The sequence below is a fragment of the Knoellia sp. Soil729 genome (genome assembly GCF_001427985.1).
In the GTDB taxonomy this organism is placed as follows: domain Bacteria; phylum Actinomycetota; class Actinomycetes; order Actinomycetales; family Dermatophilaceae; genus Knoellia.
In genome coordinates, this window is record NZ_LMSA01000002.1 from 523,232 (window position 1) to 537,133 (window position 13,902).

General features: G+C 70.5%; 15 protein-coding genes. 1 reads left to right on the plus strand and 14 read right to left on the minus strand.

Going from position 1 to position 13,902, the window contains the following annotated elements; all coding sequences use genetic code 11:
* Window positions 1–10 precede the first annotated feature (10 nt).
* From ASG74_RS17130 to ASG74_RS07500, 7 genes are all read right to left on the minus strand, one after another.
* On the minus strand, window positions 11–172 hold the full coding sequence (locus tag ASG74_RS17130; RefSeq protein WP_156465318.1) for a hypothetical protein: 162 nt from the start codon (window positions 170–172) through the stop codon (window positions 11–13).
* Between the two features lie 111 nt (window positions 173–283).
* On the minus strand, window positions 284–448 hold the full coding sequence (locus ASG74_RS17135) for a hypothetical protein (protein ID WP_156465319.1): 165 nt from the start codon (window positions 446–448) through the stop codon (window positions 284–286).
* Window positions 445–894: a type II 3-dehydroquinate dehydratase gene (gene aroQ, locus ASG74_RS07485; RefSeq protein WP_056140939.1), complete on the minus strand. Its 450-nt coding sequence runs from the start codon at window positions 892–894 to the stop codon at window positions 445–447. Before aroQ ends, ASG74_RS17135 begins: the two co-directional genes overlap by 4 nt.
* A 44-nt stretch (window positions 895–938) precedes the next feature.
* The gene (locus ASG74_RS17140; RefSeq protein ID WP_156465320.1) at window positions 939–1,232 is read right to left on the minus strand and encodes a hypothetical protein; all 294 of its coding nucleotides are present in this window, start codon (window positions 1,230–1,232) and stop codon (window positions 939–941) included.
* A gap of 103 nt (window positions 1,233–1,335) precedes the next feature.
* The gene (locus ASG74_RS07490) at window positions 1,336–3,990 is read right to left on the minus strand and encodes a DUF4153 domain-containing protein (protein ID WP_056140942.1); all 2,655 of its coding nucleotides are present in this window, start codon (window positions 3,988–3,990) and stop codon (window positions 1,336–1,338) included.
* On the minus strand, window positions 3,987–4,670 hold the full coding sequence (locus ASG74_RS07495) for a response regulator transcription factor (protein WP_056140943.1): 684 nt from the start codon (window positions 4,668–4,670) through the stop codon (window positions 3,987–3,989). Before ASG74_RS07495 ends, ASG74_RS07490 begins: the two co-directional genes overlap by 4 nt.
* A gap of 219 nt (window positions 4,671–4,889) precedes the next feature.
* Entirely contained in the window at window positions 4,890–5,846 is a 957-nt protein-coding gene (locus ASG74_RS07500; RefSeq protein ID WP_056143306.1) for a helix-turn-helix domain-containing protein, read from the minus strand.
* 90 nt (window positions 5,847–5,936) lie between these two features.
* On the opposite strand from ASG74_RS07500, the gene ASG74_RS07505 reads away from it, so the two are divergent.
* Window positions 5,937–6,131, plus strand: a complete 195-nt coding sequence (locus ASG74_RS07505) for a hypothetical protein (protein ID WP_056140947.1) — start codon at window positions 5,937–5,939, stop codon at window positions 6,129–6,131.
* Between the two features lie 7 nt (window positions 6,132–6,138).
* Here the strand turns inward: ASG74_RS07505 and ASG74_RS07510 are convergent, their stop codons facing one another.
* From ASG74_RS07510 to ASG74_RS07540, 7 genes are all read right to left on the minus strand, one after another.
* Window positions 6,139–6,834 (minus strand): SRPBCC family protein, encoded by a 696-nt coding sequence (locus ASG74_RS07510; RefSeq protein WP_056140950.1) that lies wholly within the window; start codon window positions 6,832–6,834, stop codon window positions 6,139–6,141.
* 1 nt (window position 6,835) lies between these two features.
* Window positions 6,836–7,690, minus strand: coding sequence for an FAD binding domain-containing protein (locus ASG74_RS07515; protein WP_056140952.1), 855 nt, complete (start codon window positions 7,688–7,690; stop codon window positions 6,836–6,838).
* Window positions 7,687–10,176 carry a xanthine dehydrogenase family protein molybdopterin-binding subunit gene (locus ASG74_RS07520; protein ID WP_056140958.1) on the minus strand — a complete coding sequence of 830 codons (2,490 nt, stop codon included), beginning with the start codon at window positions 10,174–10,176 and terminating at the stop codon, window positions 7,687–7,689. Before ASG74_RS07520 ends, ASG74_RS07515 begins: the two co-directional genes overlap by 4 nt.
* Complete coding sequence (locus ASG74_RS07525; protein ID WP_056140961.1) at window positions 10,173–10,679, minus strand: (2Fe-2S)-binding protein; 507 nt, start codon at window positions 10,677–10,679, stop codon at window positions 10,173–10,175. Before ASG74_RS07525 ends, ASG74_RS07520 begins: the two co-directional genes overlap by 4 nt.
* A gap of 93 nt (window positions 10,680–10,772) precedes the next feature.
* Complete coding sequence (locus tag ASG74_RS07530) at window positions 10,773–11,888, minus strand: XdhC family protein (RefSeq protein ID WP_056140964.1); 1,116 nt, start codon at window positions 11,886–11,888, stop codon at window positions 10,773–10,775.
* Window positions 11,881–12,990, minus strand: a complete 1,110-nt coding sequence (locus tag ASG74_RS07535; RefSeq protein ID WP_056140968.1) for a vWA domain-containing protein — start codon at window positions 12,988–12,990, stop codon at window positions 11,881–11,883. The genes ASG74_RS07530 and ASG74_RS07535 overlap by 8 nt, the downstream gene beginning before the upstream one ends.
* The gene (locus tag ASG74_RS07540; RefSeq protein ID WP_056140971.1) at window positions 12,987–13,868 is read right to left on the minus strand and encodes an AAA family ATPase; all 882 of its coding nucleotides are present in this window, start codon (window positions 13,866–13,868) and stop codon (window positions 12,987–12,989) included. Before ASG74_RS07540 ends, ASG74_RS07535 begins: the two co-directional genes overlap by 4 nt.
* Between the last annotated feature and the right edge of the window lie 34 nt (window positions 13,869–13,902).

The window sequence follows — 13,902 nt, forward strand, 5'->3', positions numbered from 1 at the left end:
GCTGGCGCAGTCACTGCCTCTTCTTCGTCTGCCCCTGGCGGGCGTCCATGAACGACATCGGGTTCAGGTCGAGAGTGGGGTAGACGTCCTCGCCGGCGCCCGTGGCCCCACGGCTCCGGAGGTACAGGGCGAGCGCCGCGATCGCGGCGATCAGGCCGATGAGGAACCACATGGCGAACTCCGATCGACCTGGCCGCGGTGGGACCCGGTGACTCACCGTAGGTGCGGGCGGTCACCGCGTCCATGGCCTGATCAGGCCCGCCCGGGAGGGACCGTCACCGACTCAGCCGTTGCCGAACCCGCCCTGGTTCTGCTGGCGGTGCGGGCTCGTCGTCCCCTCGATGGTGTCGGTCGAGCCGTTGCCGCCCAGCCCGCTGGAGCCGCGGCGGTTGAGCACCCAAGCCAAGAGTGCGATGACAATGATGATGCCGACGATGACGTACTTCATGAGTGGTTCCCCCGCTGCTCGACGATCCAACTGATGGCCTCGACGTAGCCCCCCACGCCGTGCCCGATGACCTGGTGGTCGGTGACGTCGGTGAGGTAGCTGTGGTGCCGGAACTCCTCGCGCGCATGGATGTCGCTGATGTGCACCTCGACCCGCGGCACGGTCACCGCTGAGAGCGCGTCGCGCAGCGCCACAGACGTGTGGGTATAGCCGGCGGCGTTGAGCACCATCCCGGCGATGCCACGACGCCCCTCCTGCACCCAGTCGATGAGCACGCCCTCGGAGTTGCTCTGCCGGAAGTCGAGCGTGAGCCCCTGGGCGTTGCAGGCGATCCGGCACAGGTTCTCGACGTCGGCGAGGGTGTCGCTGCCATAGATCTCGGGTTCACGCTCCCCCAACAGGTTGAGGTTGGGGCCGTTGAGGACGAGCACCGTGGTCGAGTCCATGGGCCGAGTATGCCGTCCACCCGCCCTCGTGCCGGGTCGCCGGCTCAGTCCGGGGAGACCTCGCGCAGAATGCGCAGGTCGACCTCGTGCTCGTCAGGGCACCGTTCGAAGTCCATGGGACAGATCGTTGGCTCGTTCGCGAGGAAGCTTGGCAGGCGCTGCGTCGCCACGTCGATGCACATGGAGCACAGATCCGTCGCCGCCGGGTTGACGTGGTCCGCATCGGCTCCGCACCACGTGTTCTTCCATTCAGGGTCGCGACAGCACACGATGTGGGTGATCTCGCTCGGATCACTGCGCAGCTCAAGGCGCGTATCTGTCACTGGTTGCGAGGACACGGCGCCACTCTCACACATCCAAGCGCTCCCGTATGCCGTTTCTCGCCCTCCCAGGTCAGGCGCTGGCCTCGCTTCGGAGCCTCGGTCAGGGGTGCCGGCGCGGTCAGTCGAAGATCTCGGAGCCGGAGCCGGTGGGGACAAAGCCGTCACCGAACTGCCGGCAGAACGCCGGGTCTGCCGTGAGGTCCTTGCCCTGCGTGGCGTCGAAGGCGCGGGCACGCCCGAGGTTCCACTCGAGCACGCCGTCACTGCGGTCAGAACTCTTCTCCATGTGCCAGGTGACGACGCAGGCTGCCTGCTTCTCGTCGAGGCCCGCGACGATCGCAGGGGTGGCGTCCACCCCGAGCCCGGCGAGGTAGTAGGTGTCGAGCTTCCCGGTCTGCTGGAACCGGTCGATGTTGCGCTGGGCGACCCAGCCGTCCGGGTTCATCAGGCCGAACGCCAGGAAGAACACGGCACCCGAGAGGAGCGCTGCCCGAGGCACCCAGGTCCCCTTGAGCCGGACGATCGCCACCATCATCAGGACGATGAGCAGCCCCAGCCACAGCTCGAACCCGTCGACGAAGACCCGCAGGACGGTGTAGCCGTAGGCCTCCTGGTAGAGGCTCATCCGATAGAGCGCCGACGCCACCACCGCGAGGGTGAGGACGCACAGCCCGACCAGTGCTGCTCGGAGCACGAGCCGGTCCGAGGCGGTCTGCTGCGGAGCCTTGCGCGTGGCGATGCCGACGACGACGAGCGTGAGGAAGGTGGCCGTGGTCAGCTGGCCGAAACCCTGGTGGACGTACTCGGCATAGGAGAGCCCCGTGGTCTTCCGCAGGTACTCGTGACCGCCCCACATCGCGGTGGCCTGCGCGACGAGGAACGCAACGAACAGCGCGATGACGACGCCGAGCGGCACGAGCCACTCCCAGCGGTGGCGCACTGGTGCCCCTCTCGGCACGTCGAGGTCGGCGATCGGCGGCGGGTTGAGCGCGAGATAGGCCCCGGCAAGCGCAACTCCGGCCACGAAGACGAAGACGAAGATGCGCGCGATGATCGAGTCCCAGCGCAGGTCCGGGACCAGCGACTGCGCCCATGAGCCGAAGATTGCGTCACCGGAGGCGAACAGGCCACCGAAGAGGACCAGTCCCACCGCCGCGATCGCCGCGGTCCGCAGAACCGGCCACATGAGCGGCATGCGGCTCGTCGCCGTGAGCGTGCGGCCGAGCAGCGGCAGGCCGCGCAGCCCGGACAGCACCCAGGACGCCGCGGACAGCGGGATGCTGACGAACGACCTGGCCCGGGTGACCGTTGCCGCGAGGAGCAGGGCGGCGAGCATCAGCGAGAGCACGGCGATCCACTCCGTGGCACGCAGGACGGTCATGGCGGTGAGGCCGATCCCCACCGCGATGCAGGTGATGGCCCACGGGCTCCTCCTCTCCTTCGACGCCCAGAGCATCAGCGCGGCGGCGAGGAGTGCGACCAAGCCCACGGCCAGGCCAATGCGCCTCTCGGGCAAGGTGATCGACGCGAACAGGCCGAGGAGCAGTGCACCGATGAGCAGCTGTGGTTGGGGTCCCAGGCCCGACTCCGGCCAGAACCGACCGAAGACCTGGTCCGTGAACGGGGGCGGACCCGCCCTGTCGGGTGCGGCGGACGTCGCGGCGCCAGTCGGTGGCTGCGGCACGGCCGGGGGCCGTGCGGGAGTGGTCGTCATGGTGACCTCCGTGGTCGGCTGGGTGCTCGGCACGGTCGCCGAGCGCGCAAGGGTTGTCGTATGCCGTGGCAGGACTGCGCGCAGCCGCGCGCCTCGTCCGCCGGTGGGCGTGGGGAGGACCTGGATGGAGCCGCCGTGCAGCTCACAGACCCAGGAGGCGATGGCGAGGCCGAGACCCGTGCCGCCGCTGGAGTCGTCGCCGGTCCCAAAGCGGCTGAAGACGTTGGCGGCCTGGTCCGCGGGGATGCCAGGGCCGTCATCGGTCACCTCGAGTGACCAGCTGTCGTCGTCGAGCGCCGTTGCCACGAGCGCGATCTCGCCGTTCGGCGGGCTGTGCCGGGCTGCGTTGTCGAGGAGATTCGCGACGAGCTGTGCGAGGCGAGCGGGGTCGGCGGTGACGGTGAGGTCCTCGGGGAGCACACGGCATACGAAATGGACGGTGCGCGAGCCCAGCTCCGCCTCGGCGACCGCTCCGCGCAGGAGCTGCGCGACGCCGACCTCCTCGAGGCGCAGCGGTGCCACGCCGGCATCGATGCGCGAGAGGTCGAGCAGGTCCCCGACGAGGTCGCTCAGCCGCTCGGACTGGGTGAGCGCTCCACGCAGGGCCGCGTCGTCGGGCTGGACGACGCCGTCGACGAGGTTCTCGAGGAGGGCGCGCTGGGCGGTCAGCGGGGTGCGCAGCTCGTGGGAGACGGTGGCGATGAGCTGGCGACGCTGGTGGTCGGCGTCGGCGAGGTCGGACGACATCGCGTTGAAGGCGCGCGCGAGCTGCCCGACCTCGTCGGTGGACGCGGTCGAGACACGCTGGCCGTAGTCGCCCGCCGCCATGCGGCTCGCCGCGTGCGTCATCTCGCGCAGCGGTGCGGTCATGCCGCGGGCCAGCCACTGGGTGACGGCGAGGGCCACGGCGACGGTGACGGGGAGGGTGAGCCAGAGCGGCATCCCGGCGCGGTCGCCGATCGTCGCGAAGAGTGCGGCGACGACGACGCTCGCTCCGACGAGGACACCGAGCTTGACCTTGATCGAGCCGACACTCTCGAGGGGTTCGTCGGTGATCACGACGTCTCCAGGGCGTAGCCCACGCCGTGAACCGTCCGCAGCCTGGAGGCGCCGATCTTGGCGCGCAACGACTTCACGTGGCTGTCGAGGGTGCGGGTGCCTGACGCGTCCGACCAGCCCCACACCTCGCCCATGAGCTGCTCCCGTGAACGCACAGCGCCCGGCGTGGCCGCGAGCGCAGCGAGGAGGTCGAACTCGAGCGGGGTGAGGTGGACCTCGGCGCCGTCGACCGTGACCCGGCGGGCCGGTCCGTCGATCTGCACCGTGCCCACACGGGTGGTCGGTGCGGGTGTGGCTGCCAGCTCGGCGGCGCGCTCGACGCGGCGGAGCAGGGCGTGGATGCGCGCCACGACCTCGCGCATGCGGAACGGCTTGGTGACGTAGTCGTCGGCGCCCACCCCGAGCCCCACGAGGATGTCGGTCTCGTCGTCGCGGGCGGTGAGCATGAGCACGGGAACGGGGCGGACGGCCTGGATGCGGCGGCAGACCTCGAGGCCGTCGAAGCCGGGGAGCATGACATCGAGGACGACGAGGTCCGGGTCGTGCTCGGTGAACGCCTCGACCGCGGCGGGGCCGTCGTGCGCCTGGTGCACGGTGTAGCCCTCGGCGCGCAGCCGGTCGGTCACGGCCTGGTTGATGGTCGGCTCGTCCTCGACCACCAGCACTGTCGTGTCCTTCATCGGCGGATCCCCCGCGCTGCGCCTGCTCCCACTCCGCTCATGACACCGACAGTAGGAGCGAACGCCCGCAGCACGTGGGCACGACCTGTGGAGATCTCGTGAAGATCGGAGCCTTCCCGACCAGTCGAGAGGAGACAAAGTCCCGCCTCCAGTAGCGGGAGGCGGGACTTTGTCTACTTTCGACTGCTTCGTGGACGGCGGCTGTGCCGCACCGTCGTGTCAGGCGGGGGTGCGGTGGCGTGTGCGGAAGACCGTCGGCGTGAGGCCCGTGCCCTGCGCGAAGTGGTGACGCAGCAGCGCCGCGCTCCCGAAGCCGACATCGCCGGCGATCTGCTCGATGGACAGGTCCGTCTCCTCGAGCAGCTCGCGCGCCCGCAGCACCCGCTGGTCGGTGAGCCACTGGTGCGGCGTCGTGCCCGTCTCCGAGACGAACCGGCGCGCGAACGTGCGCGAGGACATCGCCGCACGCCGAGCCAGGTCGCCGACGGTGTGCGGCTCCTCGAGGTGCTCCAGCAGCCACTGCAGCACCGGGCCAATGCTCTCGCACTCCGTCATCGGCACCGGGTGGTCGATGAACTGCCGCTGGCCGCCGTCCCGGTGCGGCGAGACCACCATGCGGCGGGCGATGCGGTTGGCCACGGCAGCGCCGTGCTCGCTGCGCACGAGGTGCAGGCAGGCGTCCACCCCGGCCGCGGTCCCGGCGCTCGTGATGACGTTGCCGTCGTGCGCATAGAGGACGTCCGGGTTGACGTGCGCCAGCGGGTAGGCCGCCGCGAGGTCGTCGCTGTACCTCCAGTGGGTCGTGCACTCGCGCCCGTCGAGGACGCCGGCCGCACCGAGCGTGAACGCGCCCGAGCAGACCGACAGGACATGGGCGCCGCGTTCCACGGCGTCCCTCACCACCTGCTTCACGGCCTCTGACGGCGCGTATGCCGCGTTGCTGGCCGGGATGGCCACGAGGTCGGCGTCCGTCGTCGCCTCCAGACCCAGGGGTGCGGAGAGGACGACACCGCCGTCGGCCCGCAACGGCTCGGCCGGGTCCTCGGTGCAGACGCGGAAGTCGAAGGCCGGCACGCCGTCGTCGGTGCGGTCGATCCCGAACACCTCCGAGAGGACCCCGAACTCGAAGAGGGCAACGGGATCCTGGAGCACGACGGCGACGGAGCGAAGGGCCATCGGGTCAGCATGGCAGGGTGGCAGCATCTTGTGCAAGAGTGTCAGGTCTGCCACTCGTGGCAGAATCTGCATGAGCATCAAACTTGTGCCATGAGCACCTTCACCTCCACCATGGCCCCCCTCCTCGCCACCGCGCTGCTCGTCGCGCTCGTCTGGGCCCTCGAGCGCAGCAACCGTCGCCACGGGTCCGCACCCTGGGTCGACGACTACCGCCACCCGGCGGTCCATGACGCCGACCACCGCCGCAGCAGCCACGACGTGGACTCCTGGGGCCGGGCGGCCTGATCTCCGCTCAGCCGCGGCGACCGACCGCGTAGCCGAACAGGGCACCGACCAGTGCAGCCACGGCATACGGGCCCCACTGCTTGACCGCCGACGGCAGCGCCACGGCGCCGAGGTCGATGGCGTCGTCCACGGGCGACGTCGGCCGAGGCGCCGGCCGCGGGCTGGGGCTCGGGGCCGGAGTCCGATCCGCCTGCGCTGCAACGCTTTCCGACTCACCTGCCCCGACCGCGGCTGCTGCTGGTGGCTCAGGTTCCGCCTCGGGCGCCGCGAACTGGCTCTCGATGCAGTCGACGAACTGGCGGAGCAGCTTGTCGGAGACGTCCTGCATCACGCCCCGGCCGAACTGCGCCGGCTTGCCCGTGATCGCGAGATCCGTGTCGACCTCGACCTTGGTCTGGTCACCCTCCGGCGACAGCTGGAGCGTCACGGTGGCACCGGCCGTGCCGTTGCCACGCTTGTCCTTGCCCTTGGCCTCGATGACCGCCCGCCGCGCAGCGGCGTCGCGCTCGGTGAAGGTGCCGGACCCGGCATACACCAGAGCAATCGGACCGAGCTTGACCTTGACGGTGCCCGAGAAGCCGTCGTCCGACACCTCGGTGACCGTGGCGCCCGGGAAGCAGCTGCCGACGCGTTCGAGGTCGAGCAGCGTCTCCCAGGCGTAGTCGGCAGTTGCCGGCACGGTGAACTCGTGGTGCAGCTCCACGTCAGGCTCCCGCAGCCGCGAGCACGGCGCGCCGGGTGAGGATCGGCGCGAGCGCCCGCCGGTAGTCGGCGCTGCCGTTGAGGTCGCTCGGAGGGTTCGTGCCCTCGGCCGCCGCCGCGCAGGCCTCACGCACCGCCTCGTCCGTGGCGGCCACGCCCACGAGGGCCGACTCCACAGCGGTGGCCCGCAGCGGTGTCGAGCCCATGTTGGTCAGGCCGATGCGCGCCTCCGCGATGGAGCCACCTTCGACGCGGATGGTCGCCGCCACGGCGACGATCGACCACTGGTGGGAGACTCGGACGAACTTCTCGTAGTGCGCACCCCACCCCGTGTGCTTGGGGATGCGGATGGCGGTGAGGAGCTCCCCCTCCCCCACAGCCGTCTCGAAGAGGTCCTGGAAGAAGTCGGCAGCCGCGACCGTCCGCTCGCCAGCGCTGCCCGTGATGACGAACTCGGTGTCGAGCGCCAGCGCGGGGGCACCGACGTCGCCGGCCGGGTCGGCGTGCACGAGGGCGCCACCCAGGGTTCCACGACGACGGATCTGGGGGTCGGCCACCTCCTTGATCGCGTCCTGGAGGACCGCGGCGTGCTCGCGCAGGAGGTCGGAGGCGAGGGCGTCGGTGTAGGTCGTCGTCGCGCCGACGACGATGTGGTCACCGTCCTCCCTGATGCCGCGCAGCTCCTCGATGCGCCCGAGGTCGATGACCTTCTCGGGGGCGCTGAGGCGCATGCGCAGGATGGGTAGCAGGCTCTGGCCGCCGGCGAGCACCTTGGCGTCGTCACCTGCCTCGGCAAGAGCCGCCAGAGCATCGGCCACCGACGTCGGGGCGAGGTAGTCGAAGGCTGCGGGGATCATTGGCCTGCTCCTTGCGTGGCTGTGCCGGGATCGTCCTGGTTGCCCGAGCCTTCCTCGAAGTGCGGCTGGACCTCGGTCGGCGTCGGCTCGGACTGGTTGGAGCCCGCCGACTGGATCGCGGTCCACACCCGCTCGGGCGTGCACGGCATGGTGATGTCGTTGATGCCCAACGGCCGCAGCGCGTCGACGATGGCGTTGACGACCGCTGGCGTTGAGGCGATCGTGCCCGCCTCGCCGACACCCTTGGTGCCGAGCGAGTTCGACGTGGCCGGTGACGTCGTGTGGTCGGTGATGAAGCTGATCGTGTCGGCTGCCGTGGGCAGGGTGTAGTCGACGAAGGAGCCCGACACGAGCGTGCCCTGCTCGTCGTACTCCGCGCCCTCCCACAGTGCCTGGGCGATGCCCTGCACGAGCCCGCCGTGGACCTGGCCCTCGACGATGAGTGGGTTGATGATGACGCCGATGTCGTCGACACAGACGTACTTGCGCATCTTCGTCGCGCCCGTCTCGGTGTCGACCTCCATCGCGCACAGGTGCGTGCCGTGCGGGAAGGAGAAGTTCACCGGGTCGAACGTCGCGTCGGCGTCGAGGGTCGGCTCGACCCCGTCGGGCAGGTTGTGACCCGCGAACGTCGCGAGGGCGATGTCGGTGAGCTTGATGCCCTTGTCGGTGCCCTTGACCGAGAACGACCCGCTCGCGAACTCCAGGTCGTCGATGTTGGCCTCGAGCAGGTGGGCCGCGATCGGCCTGGCCTTCTCGATGACCTTGTCGGCGGCGAGGACGAGCGCCTCACCTCCGACGACGAGGGACCTGGACCCGTAGGTGTCCATGCCCTTGGGCGCGATCTGGGTGTCGCCGTGGAGCACCTCGACGTTCTCGAAGGGCACGCCGAGGCGGTCGGCCACGATCTGGCTCCATGCCGTCTCGTGACCCTGGCCGTGCGGCGACGTGCCCGTGATGACCTCGACCGTGCCGGTCGCGAGCATGCGGATGCTTGCCGACTCCCAGCCGCCAGCACCGTAGTTGAGCGAGCCGAGCACCCTGGAGGGCGCGAGCCCGCACATCTCGGTGAAGGTCGAGACGCCGATGCCGAGCTGGACGGGGTCGTTCGAGTCGCGGCGCTCCTGCTGCTCGGCCCGGAGCTCGTCGTAGCCGAAGAGCTCCTTGGCCTTGGCGGTCGCCGCCTCGTAGTTGCCGGAGTCGTAGGTCATCCCGGCCACGCTCGTGAACGGGAACTCCTCGTGCGTGATCCAGTTCTGCTCACGGATCGTGAGGGGGTCCACGCCGACCTCGGCCGCGAGCTCGTCCATGATCCGCTCGATGGCGAAGGTGGCCTCGGGCCGCCCTGCACCGCGGTAGGCGTCCACCCAGGTCTTGTTGGTGTAGAGGTTCGTCGTGTTGAACCGGTAGGCCGGGAACTTGTAGATCGAGTTGTACATCCAGGCGCCCAGCACCGGCACACCGCCGCCGACGATCGCGGCATAGGCGCCGAGGTCGGCGAGCAGCTCGACCTTGAGGCCGGTGACCGTGCCGTCCTTCTCAGCGGACAGGGTGAGCTTCTGCCACTGGTCGCGGCCGTGGTGCCCGGAGACCATCGTCTCGGAGCGGGTCTCGGTGTACTTGCAGGGTCGGCCGAGCTTGCGCGCGACGGCGAGGGTGACGAACTCCTCGGGGGTGGTCTGCAGCTTGCCGCCGAAGCCACCTCCGACGTCAGGGGCGATGACCCGGATCTTGGACTCGGGCAGGCCCGTCGTGGCCGCGATGCAGAACCTCAGGATGTGCGGCACCTGCGTGGAGGACCACATCGTGACCTGCTCGCCGGTGGGGTCCACGACCGTGGACCGGGGCTCCATGAACGCCGGGATGAGGCGCTGCTGGCGGTACTCGCGCTCGATGACGATGCCGTCCTCGCGGGCCTTGGCGATGGCCTCGTCGACGTCCTCCCCGGTGCCGCCCTCCTTGGAGTCGAGCTGCCAGAAGGCGGACTTGTTGGTGCCGAGCGACGGGTGGGCGAGCACCGCGTCGGTCGCCGCCTCCTTGAGGTCGAGGACCGCAGGGAGCTCGTCGTAGTCGACGTCGACCAGCTCGGCGGCATCGCGTGCCTCGGCAGCGGTGCGGGCCACCACGACGGCGACGATCTCGCCGGCGTGCGCGACGTGCTCGAGCACCATGGGCAGGTGGTCCGGCGACTTCTGGTCGGCCGTGACGGGCCACGCCGTGATGTTGAGGCCCTGGATGTCGGCGATGTCCGCACCGACGAAGACGGCCATGACGCCGGAGGCCGAGCGCGCCCCGTCGGTGGCGATGTTGGTGATCGTCGCGTGGGCCAGCGGGCTGCGCACCATCGCGAGGTGGAGCATCCCGGTCAGGTGGATGTTGTCGGTCCACTTCGTGCGACCGGTGATGAGCCGCTGGTCCTCCTTGCGGCGCCGAGCCTTGCCGATCTCGGCGGACTGGGCCTCGGGGCGGTCGTCGACAGCGGTCATGACTGCACCCCTGCCGTCGCGCCCTCGGGCTGCTCCACCGGGGAGTCCTGGCCGGCCACCTGCTGCACGGCCTTGACGATGTTGTGGTAGCCGGTGCACCGGCAGAGGTTGCCCTCGAGACCGACCCTGATCTCCTCCTCGGAGGGGTGGGGGTTCTCGTTGAGCACGTCGATGGCCTGCAGAATCATCCCCGGGGTGCAGTAGCCGCACTGGAGGGCGTGGCACTCGTGGAACGCCTTCTGCATGGGGTGCAGCTCGCCGTTCACGGCGATCCCCTCGATGGTCGTCACCTCGTGACCGTCGGCCTGGACGGCGAGCACGTTGCACGACTTCACGCTGCGACCGTCGAGGTGCACCGTGCAGGCGCCGCAGTTGCTCGTATCGCAGCCGATGACCGTCCCGGTCTTGCCCACCGCCTCTCGGAGGTAGTGCACGAGGAGCATGCGTGGCTCCACCTCGTCGCTGTAGGACGTGCCGTCGACCGTGACCGTGATCCGAGTCATCTGTGACCCTTCGCCGTGAGCGGATGCTGCAAGTCCTTGGATCCTGTCCGGTTCAACCGCTTCTGACAAGCAATCGGCGAAATTGCCCACCGGTCAGGAGTGGATCGGTCCTCCGCGCACCGCGAGACGGTCGCCGCGACCACCCCAGCGCAACGCGATGATCTCGGCCGCCACGGACACCGCGGTCTCCTGAGGGGTGCGGCCCCCGAGGTCGAGCCCGATCGGCGAGGACAGCCGGCTCAGCTCGGACTCCGTGAGCCCGGCCTCCTGCAGCCGGTCCATCCGGTCGTCGTGGGTGCGACGTGACCCCATCGCCCCGACGTAGGCGACCTCAGGCAGCCGCAGGGCGACCTCGAGCAGTGGAACGTCGAACTTGGGGTCATGGGTGAGCACGCACAGCACCGTCCGGCCGTCGATGCGCCCGGCAGCCGCCTCCTCGCGCAGGTAGTTGTGCGGCCAGGCGACGACCACCTCGTCGGCGGCGGGCAGCCGCGCAGGGGTCGCGAAGACCGGACGTGCGTCGCAGACGGTGACGGCGTAGCCGAGGAACTTGCCGACCTCGGCGACAGCCGCGGCGAAGTCGATCGCACCGAAGACGATCATCCGGGGCCTGGGCGCATGGGTGGCGACGAAGACCCGCATGCCCTCACCGCGACGCTCACCGTCCGGGCCGTAGGTCAGGGTCTCGGTCGTCCCGGCAGCCAGCGCTCCCAGGGTGTCGTCGGTGACGGCGGCATCCGCCCGGGCGCTGCCGAGCGCGCCGGTCGCGGAGTCCGGTCGCACGACGAGCCGTCGGCCCACCCAGTCGGGGTCGGGGTGCTCGATGACCGTCGCGACGGCGACGGGGCGACCGGCCTCGATGTCGTCGGCGACCGAGCCCAGCTCCGGGAAGCTCTCCTGGTCGACCTTCTCCACGAAGACGTCGAGCTGTCCCCCGCAGGTGAGACCCACGGAGTATGCCGTGTCGTCCGACACGCCGTAGTGCGCGAGCTCCGCTGTGGCAGAGGCGCGCACACCTTGGCCGAGCTCGTAGACCGCTCCCTCGACGCACCCGCCCGAGACGGACCCGACCACCGTGTCATCGGGGCCGACGAGCATGGATGCTCCGGCCGGTCGCGGCGACGAGTAGAAGGTGTCGACGACGGTGGCCAGGGCCACCGACTCTCCGGCCTCCCACCAGTCGCGCAGCTCACTGAGCACCTCACGCATGCTCAACCACCTCCAGGAGCTCGGCGAACGCGGCCATCGAATGACCGGCCACGAAGGAGTCAACGTAGGGAAGAGCAGCCACTATGCCCTGCTGCACCGGCTGGTAGGACGGGTGCCCCCGGTGCGGGTTGGCCCACACGACGTGGTGCGCGAGGGCGTGGAGTCGGCGCATCTGCTCGGCGAGCGCCTCCGGCTGGTCTCGCTCCCAGCCGTCGCTGACGAGCACCACGACGGCGCCTCGGGCCATGCCGCGCCTCCCCCAGCGGTCGAGGAACGCCTTGAGCCCGTGCGCCAGCCGGGTCCCGCCGGACCAGTCGGGGATGGTGTTGCCGGCGGCGACCAGCGCCCGGTCGGAGTCGAGCTGGTGCAGCGCAGTGGTGACGTGGGTGAGGCGGGTCCCGATGGTGAAGACCTCGACCTGGCCGGGACCACGGCACCACACGTGGGCGAGCCGCAGCAGGGCATCGGCGTAGGCACTCATCGACCCGGAGACGTCGAGCAGGACGACCACGCGCCGAGGTCGCTCGGAGCGCTCACGCCAGCGGATGGCGCCCGGCTCACCCTGACGCCGGAGCATGTCGCGCATCGTGCGACGGGCATCGACGCGGCCACGGCCAGCGCCGGTCATCCGGCTGGTGCGCCGCCGTGGGGGCCGGGGCCGCAGGGTCGAGAACATCCGGGTCATCGTCGCGCGCTCCCGCGCCGACATCGACGCGATGTCCTTGCGCCGCAGCACTTCCGTCGCACTGGCGCGGGCACGGACGTCCTCGCCGTCGGGGTCGTCGACGCCGTCACCCCGCGACTCGTCGTCACGCAGGTCCGCCATCGTTGCGGGTGGCCGGTTCGGTGCCCGCCGCGCTGCCGCGGGACGCTGCGCACCGAACCACGCGGCATACACGAGGTCGAAGCGTTCGAGATCGGACGGTGAGCCGCACAGGGTCGCGCGCCCGGCGGCATACGCGCCGGCCTGGTCCTCGAGCCCCACCATGGCGACGGCGGTCAGGTAGGTGCGCTCACGGTCCGCGGTGACGTCCACGCCGGCAGCCCGCAGCGCCCGGGCGAAGCCGAGCAGGATCTCCTCGGGCGGGCGAGCGGTGGTCACCGGGCGAGCAGCCGGTCGAGGGAGGCTCGGACGCGGTCGGAGTCCTCGCGGTACTTGACGGCGACACCCAGTGAGGCTGCGGCAGAGGCGGTGTCGAGCTCACGCACCCCGAGCTCGTGCAGCGCCCGCGCCCAGTCGAGTGTCTCGGCGACCCCCGGCGGCTTGAGCAGCTCGTGGTCCGTGCGGATGCCGTGCACGGCGCGCACGACCTGCGTGGCCAGGGCCTCGGGGACCTCGGGGGCACGCGAGTGCACGATCGCCAGCTCGCGCTCGAGAGAAGGGTGCTCGAGCCAGTGGTAGAGGCAGCGCCGCTTGAGGGCGTCGTGCACCTCGCGGGTGCGGTTGGACGTGAGCACGACGAGCGGCGGCGTGGAGGCACTCACGGTGCCGAGCTCGGGGATGCTCACCTGCCAGGTCGACAGCACCTCGAGGAGAAAGGCCTCGAACTCGTCGTCGGCGCGGTCGATCTCGTCGATGAGAAGCACGGCCGGCGCCTCGCGCAGGGCCCGCAGGATCGGCCGGGCGAGGAGGAACCGCTCGTCGAAGAGGTCGGACTCGACGTCCGCGAGGGAGGTGGCGCCGTCGACGGCCTCGACCGCGCGCAGGTGCAGGATCTGGCGCGGGAAGTCCCAGTCATAGAGCGCCTGGCTCGCGTCGATGCCCTCGTGGCACTGGAGCCGGATGAGCGGCACACCCGCCGCCTGGGCCAGCGACTCGGCGAGCGCGGTCTTGCCGGTGCCGGGCTCCCCCTCCAGCAGCAGCGGACGCGAGAGCCGGGTCGCCAGCCAGGTGATGGTCGCCAGCTCGTCGTCGACGAGGTAGCCGGTCCCCTCGAGTGCGGCCCGCAGCTCGGCGGTGGTGGCGGACGCGAGGTTCATACCGAGCATCGTCACACGAGCGCGGCCGGAAGAG

Excerpts from the sequence above, each read along its gene's own strand:
- ASG74_RS17130 (WP_156465318.1), bottom strand. The coding sequence starts at position 172 with ATGTGGTTCCTCATCGGCCTGATCGCCGCGATCGCGGCGCTCGCCCTG.
- ASG74_RS17135 (WP_156465319.1), bottom strand. The coding sequence starts at position 448 with ATGAAGTACGTCATCGTCGGCATCATCATTGTCATCGCACTCTTGGCT.
- aroQ (WP_056140939.1), bottom strand. The coding sequence starts at position 894 with ATGGACTCGACCACGGTGCTCGTCCTCAACGGCCCCAACCTCAACCTG.
- ASG74_RS07495 (WP_056140943.1), bottom strand. The coding sequence starts at position 4,670 with ATGAAGGACACGACAGTGCTGGTGGTCGAGGACGAGCCGACCATCAAC.
- ASG74_RS07500 (WP_056143306.1), bottom strand. The coding sequence starts at position 5,846 with ATGGCCCTTCGCTCCGTCGCCGTCGTGCTCCAGGATCCCGTTGCCCTC.
- ASG74_RS07505 (WP_056140947.1), top strand. The coding sequence starts at position 5,937 with ATGAGCACCTTCACCTCCACCATGGCCCCCCTCCTCGCCACCGCGCTG.
- ASG74_RS07515 (WP_056140952.1), bottom strand. The coding sequence starts at position 7,690 with ATGATCCCCGCAGCCTTCGACTACCTCGCCCCGACGTCGGTGGCCGAT.
- ASG74_RS07520 (WP_056140958.1), bottom strand. The coding sequence starts at position 10,176 with ATGACCGCTGTCGACGACCGCCCCGAGGCCCAGTCCGCCGAGATCGGC.
- ASG74_RS07525 (WP_056140961.1), bottom strand. The coding sequence starts at position 10,679 with ATGACTCGGATCACGGTCACGGTCGACGGCACGTCCTACAGCGACGAG.
- ASG74_RS07530 (WP_056140964.1), bottom strand. The coding sequence starts at position 11,888 with ATGCGTGAGGTGCTCAGTGAGCTGCGCGACTGGTGGGAGGCCGGAGAG.
- ASG74_RS07540 (WP_056140971.1), bottom strand. The coding sequence starts at position 13,868 with ATGAACCTCGCGTCCGCCACCACCGCCGAGCTGCGGGCCGCACTCGAG.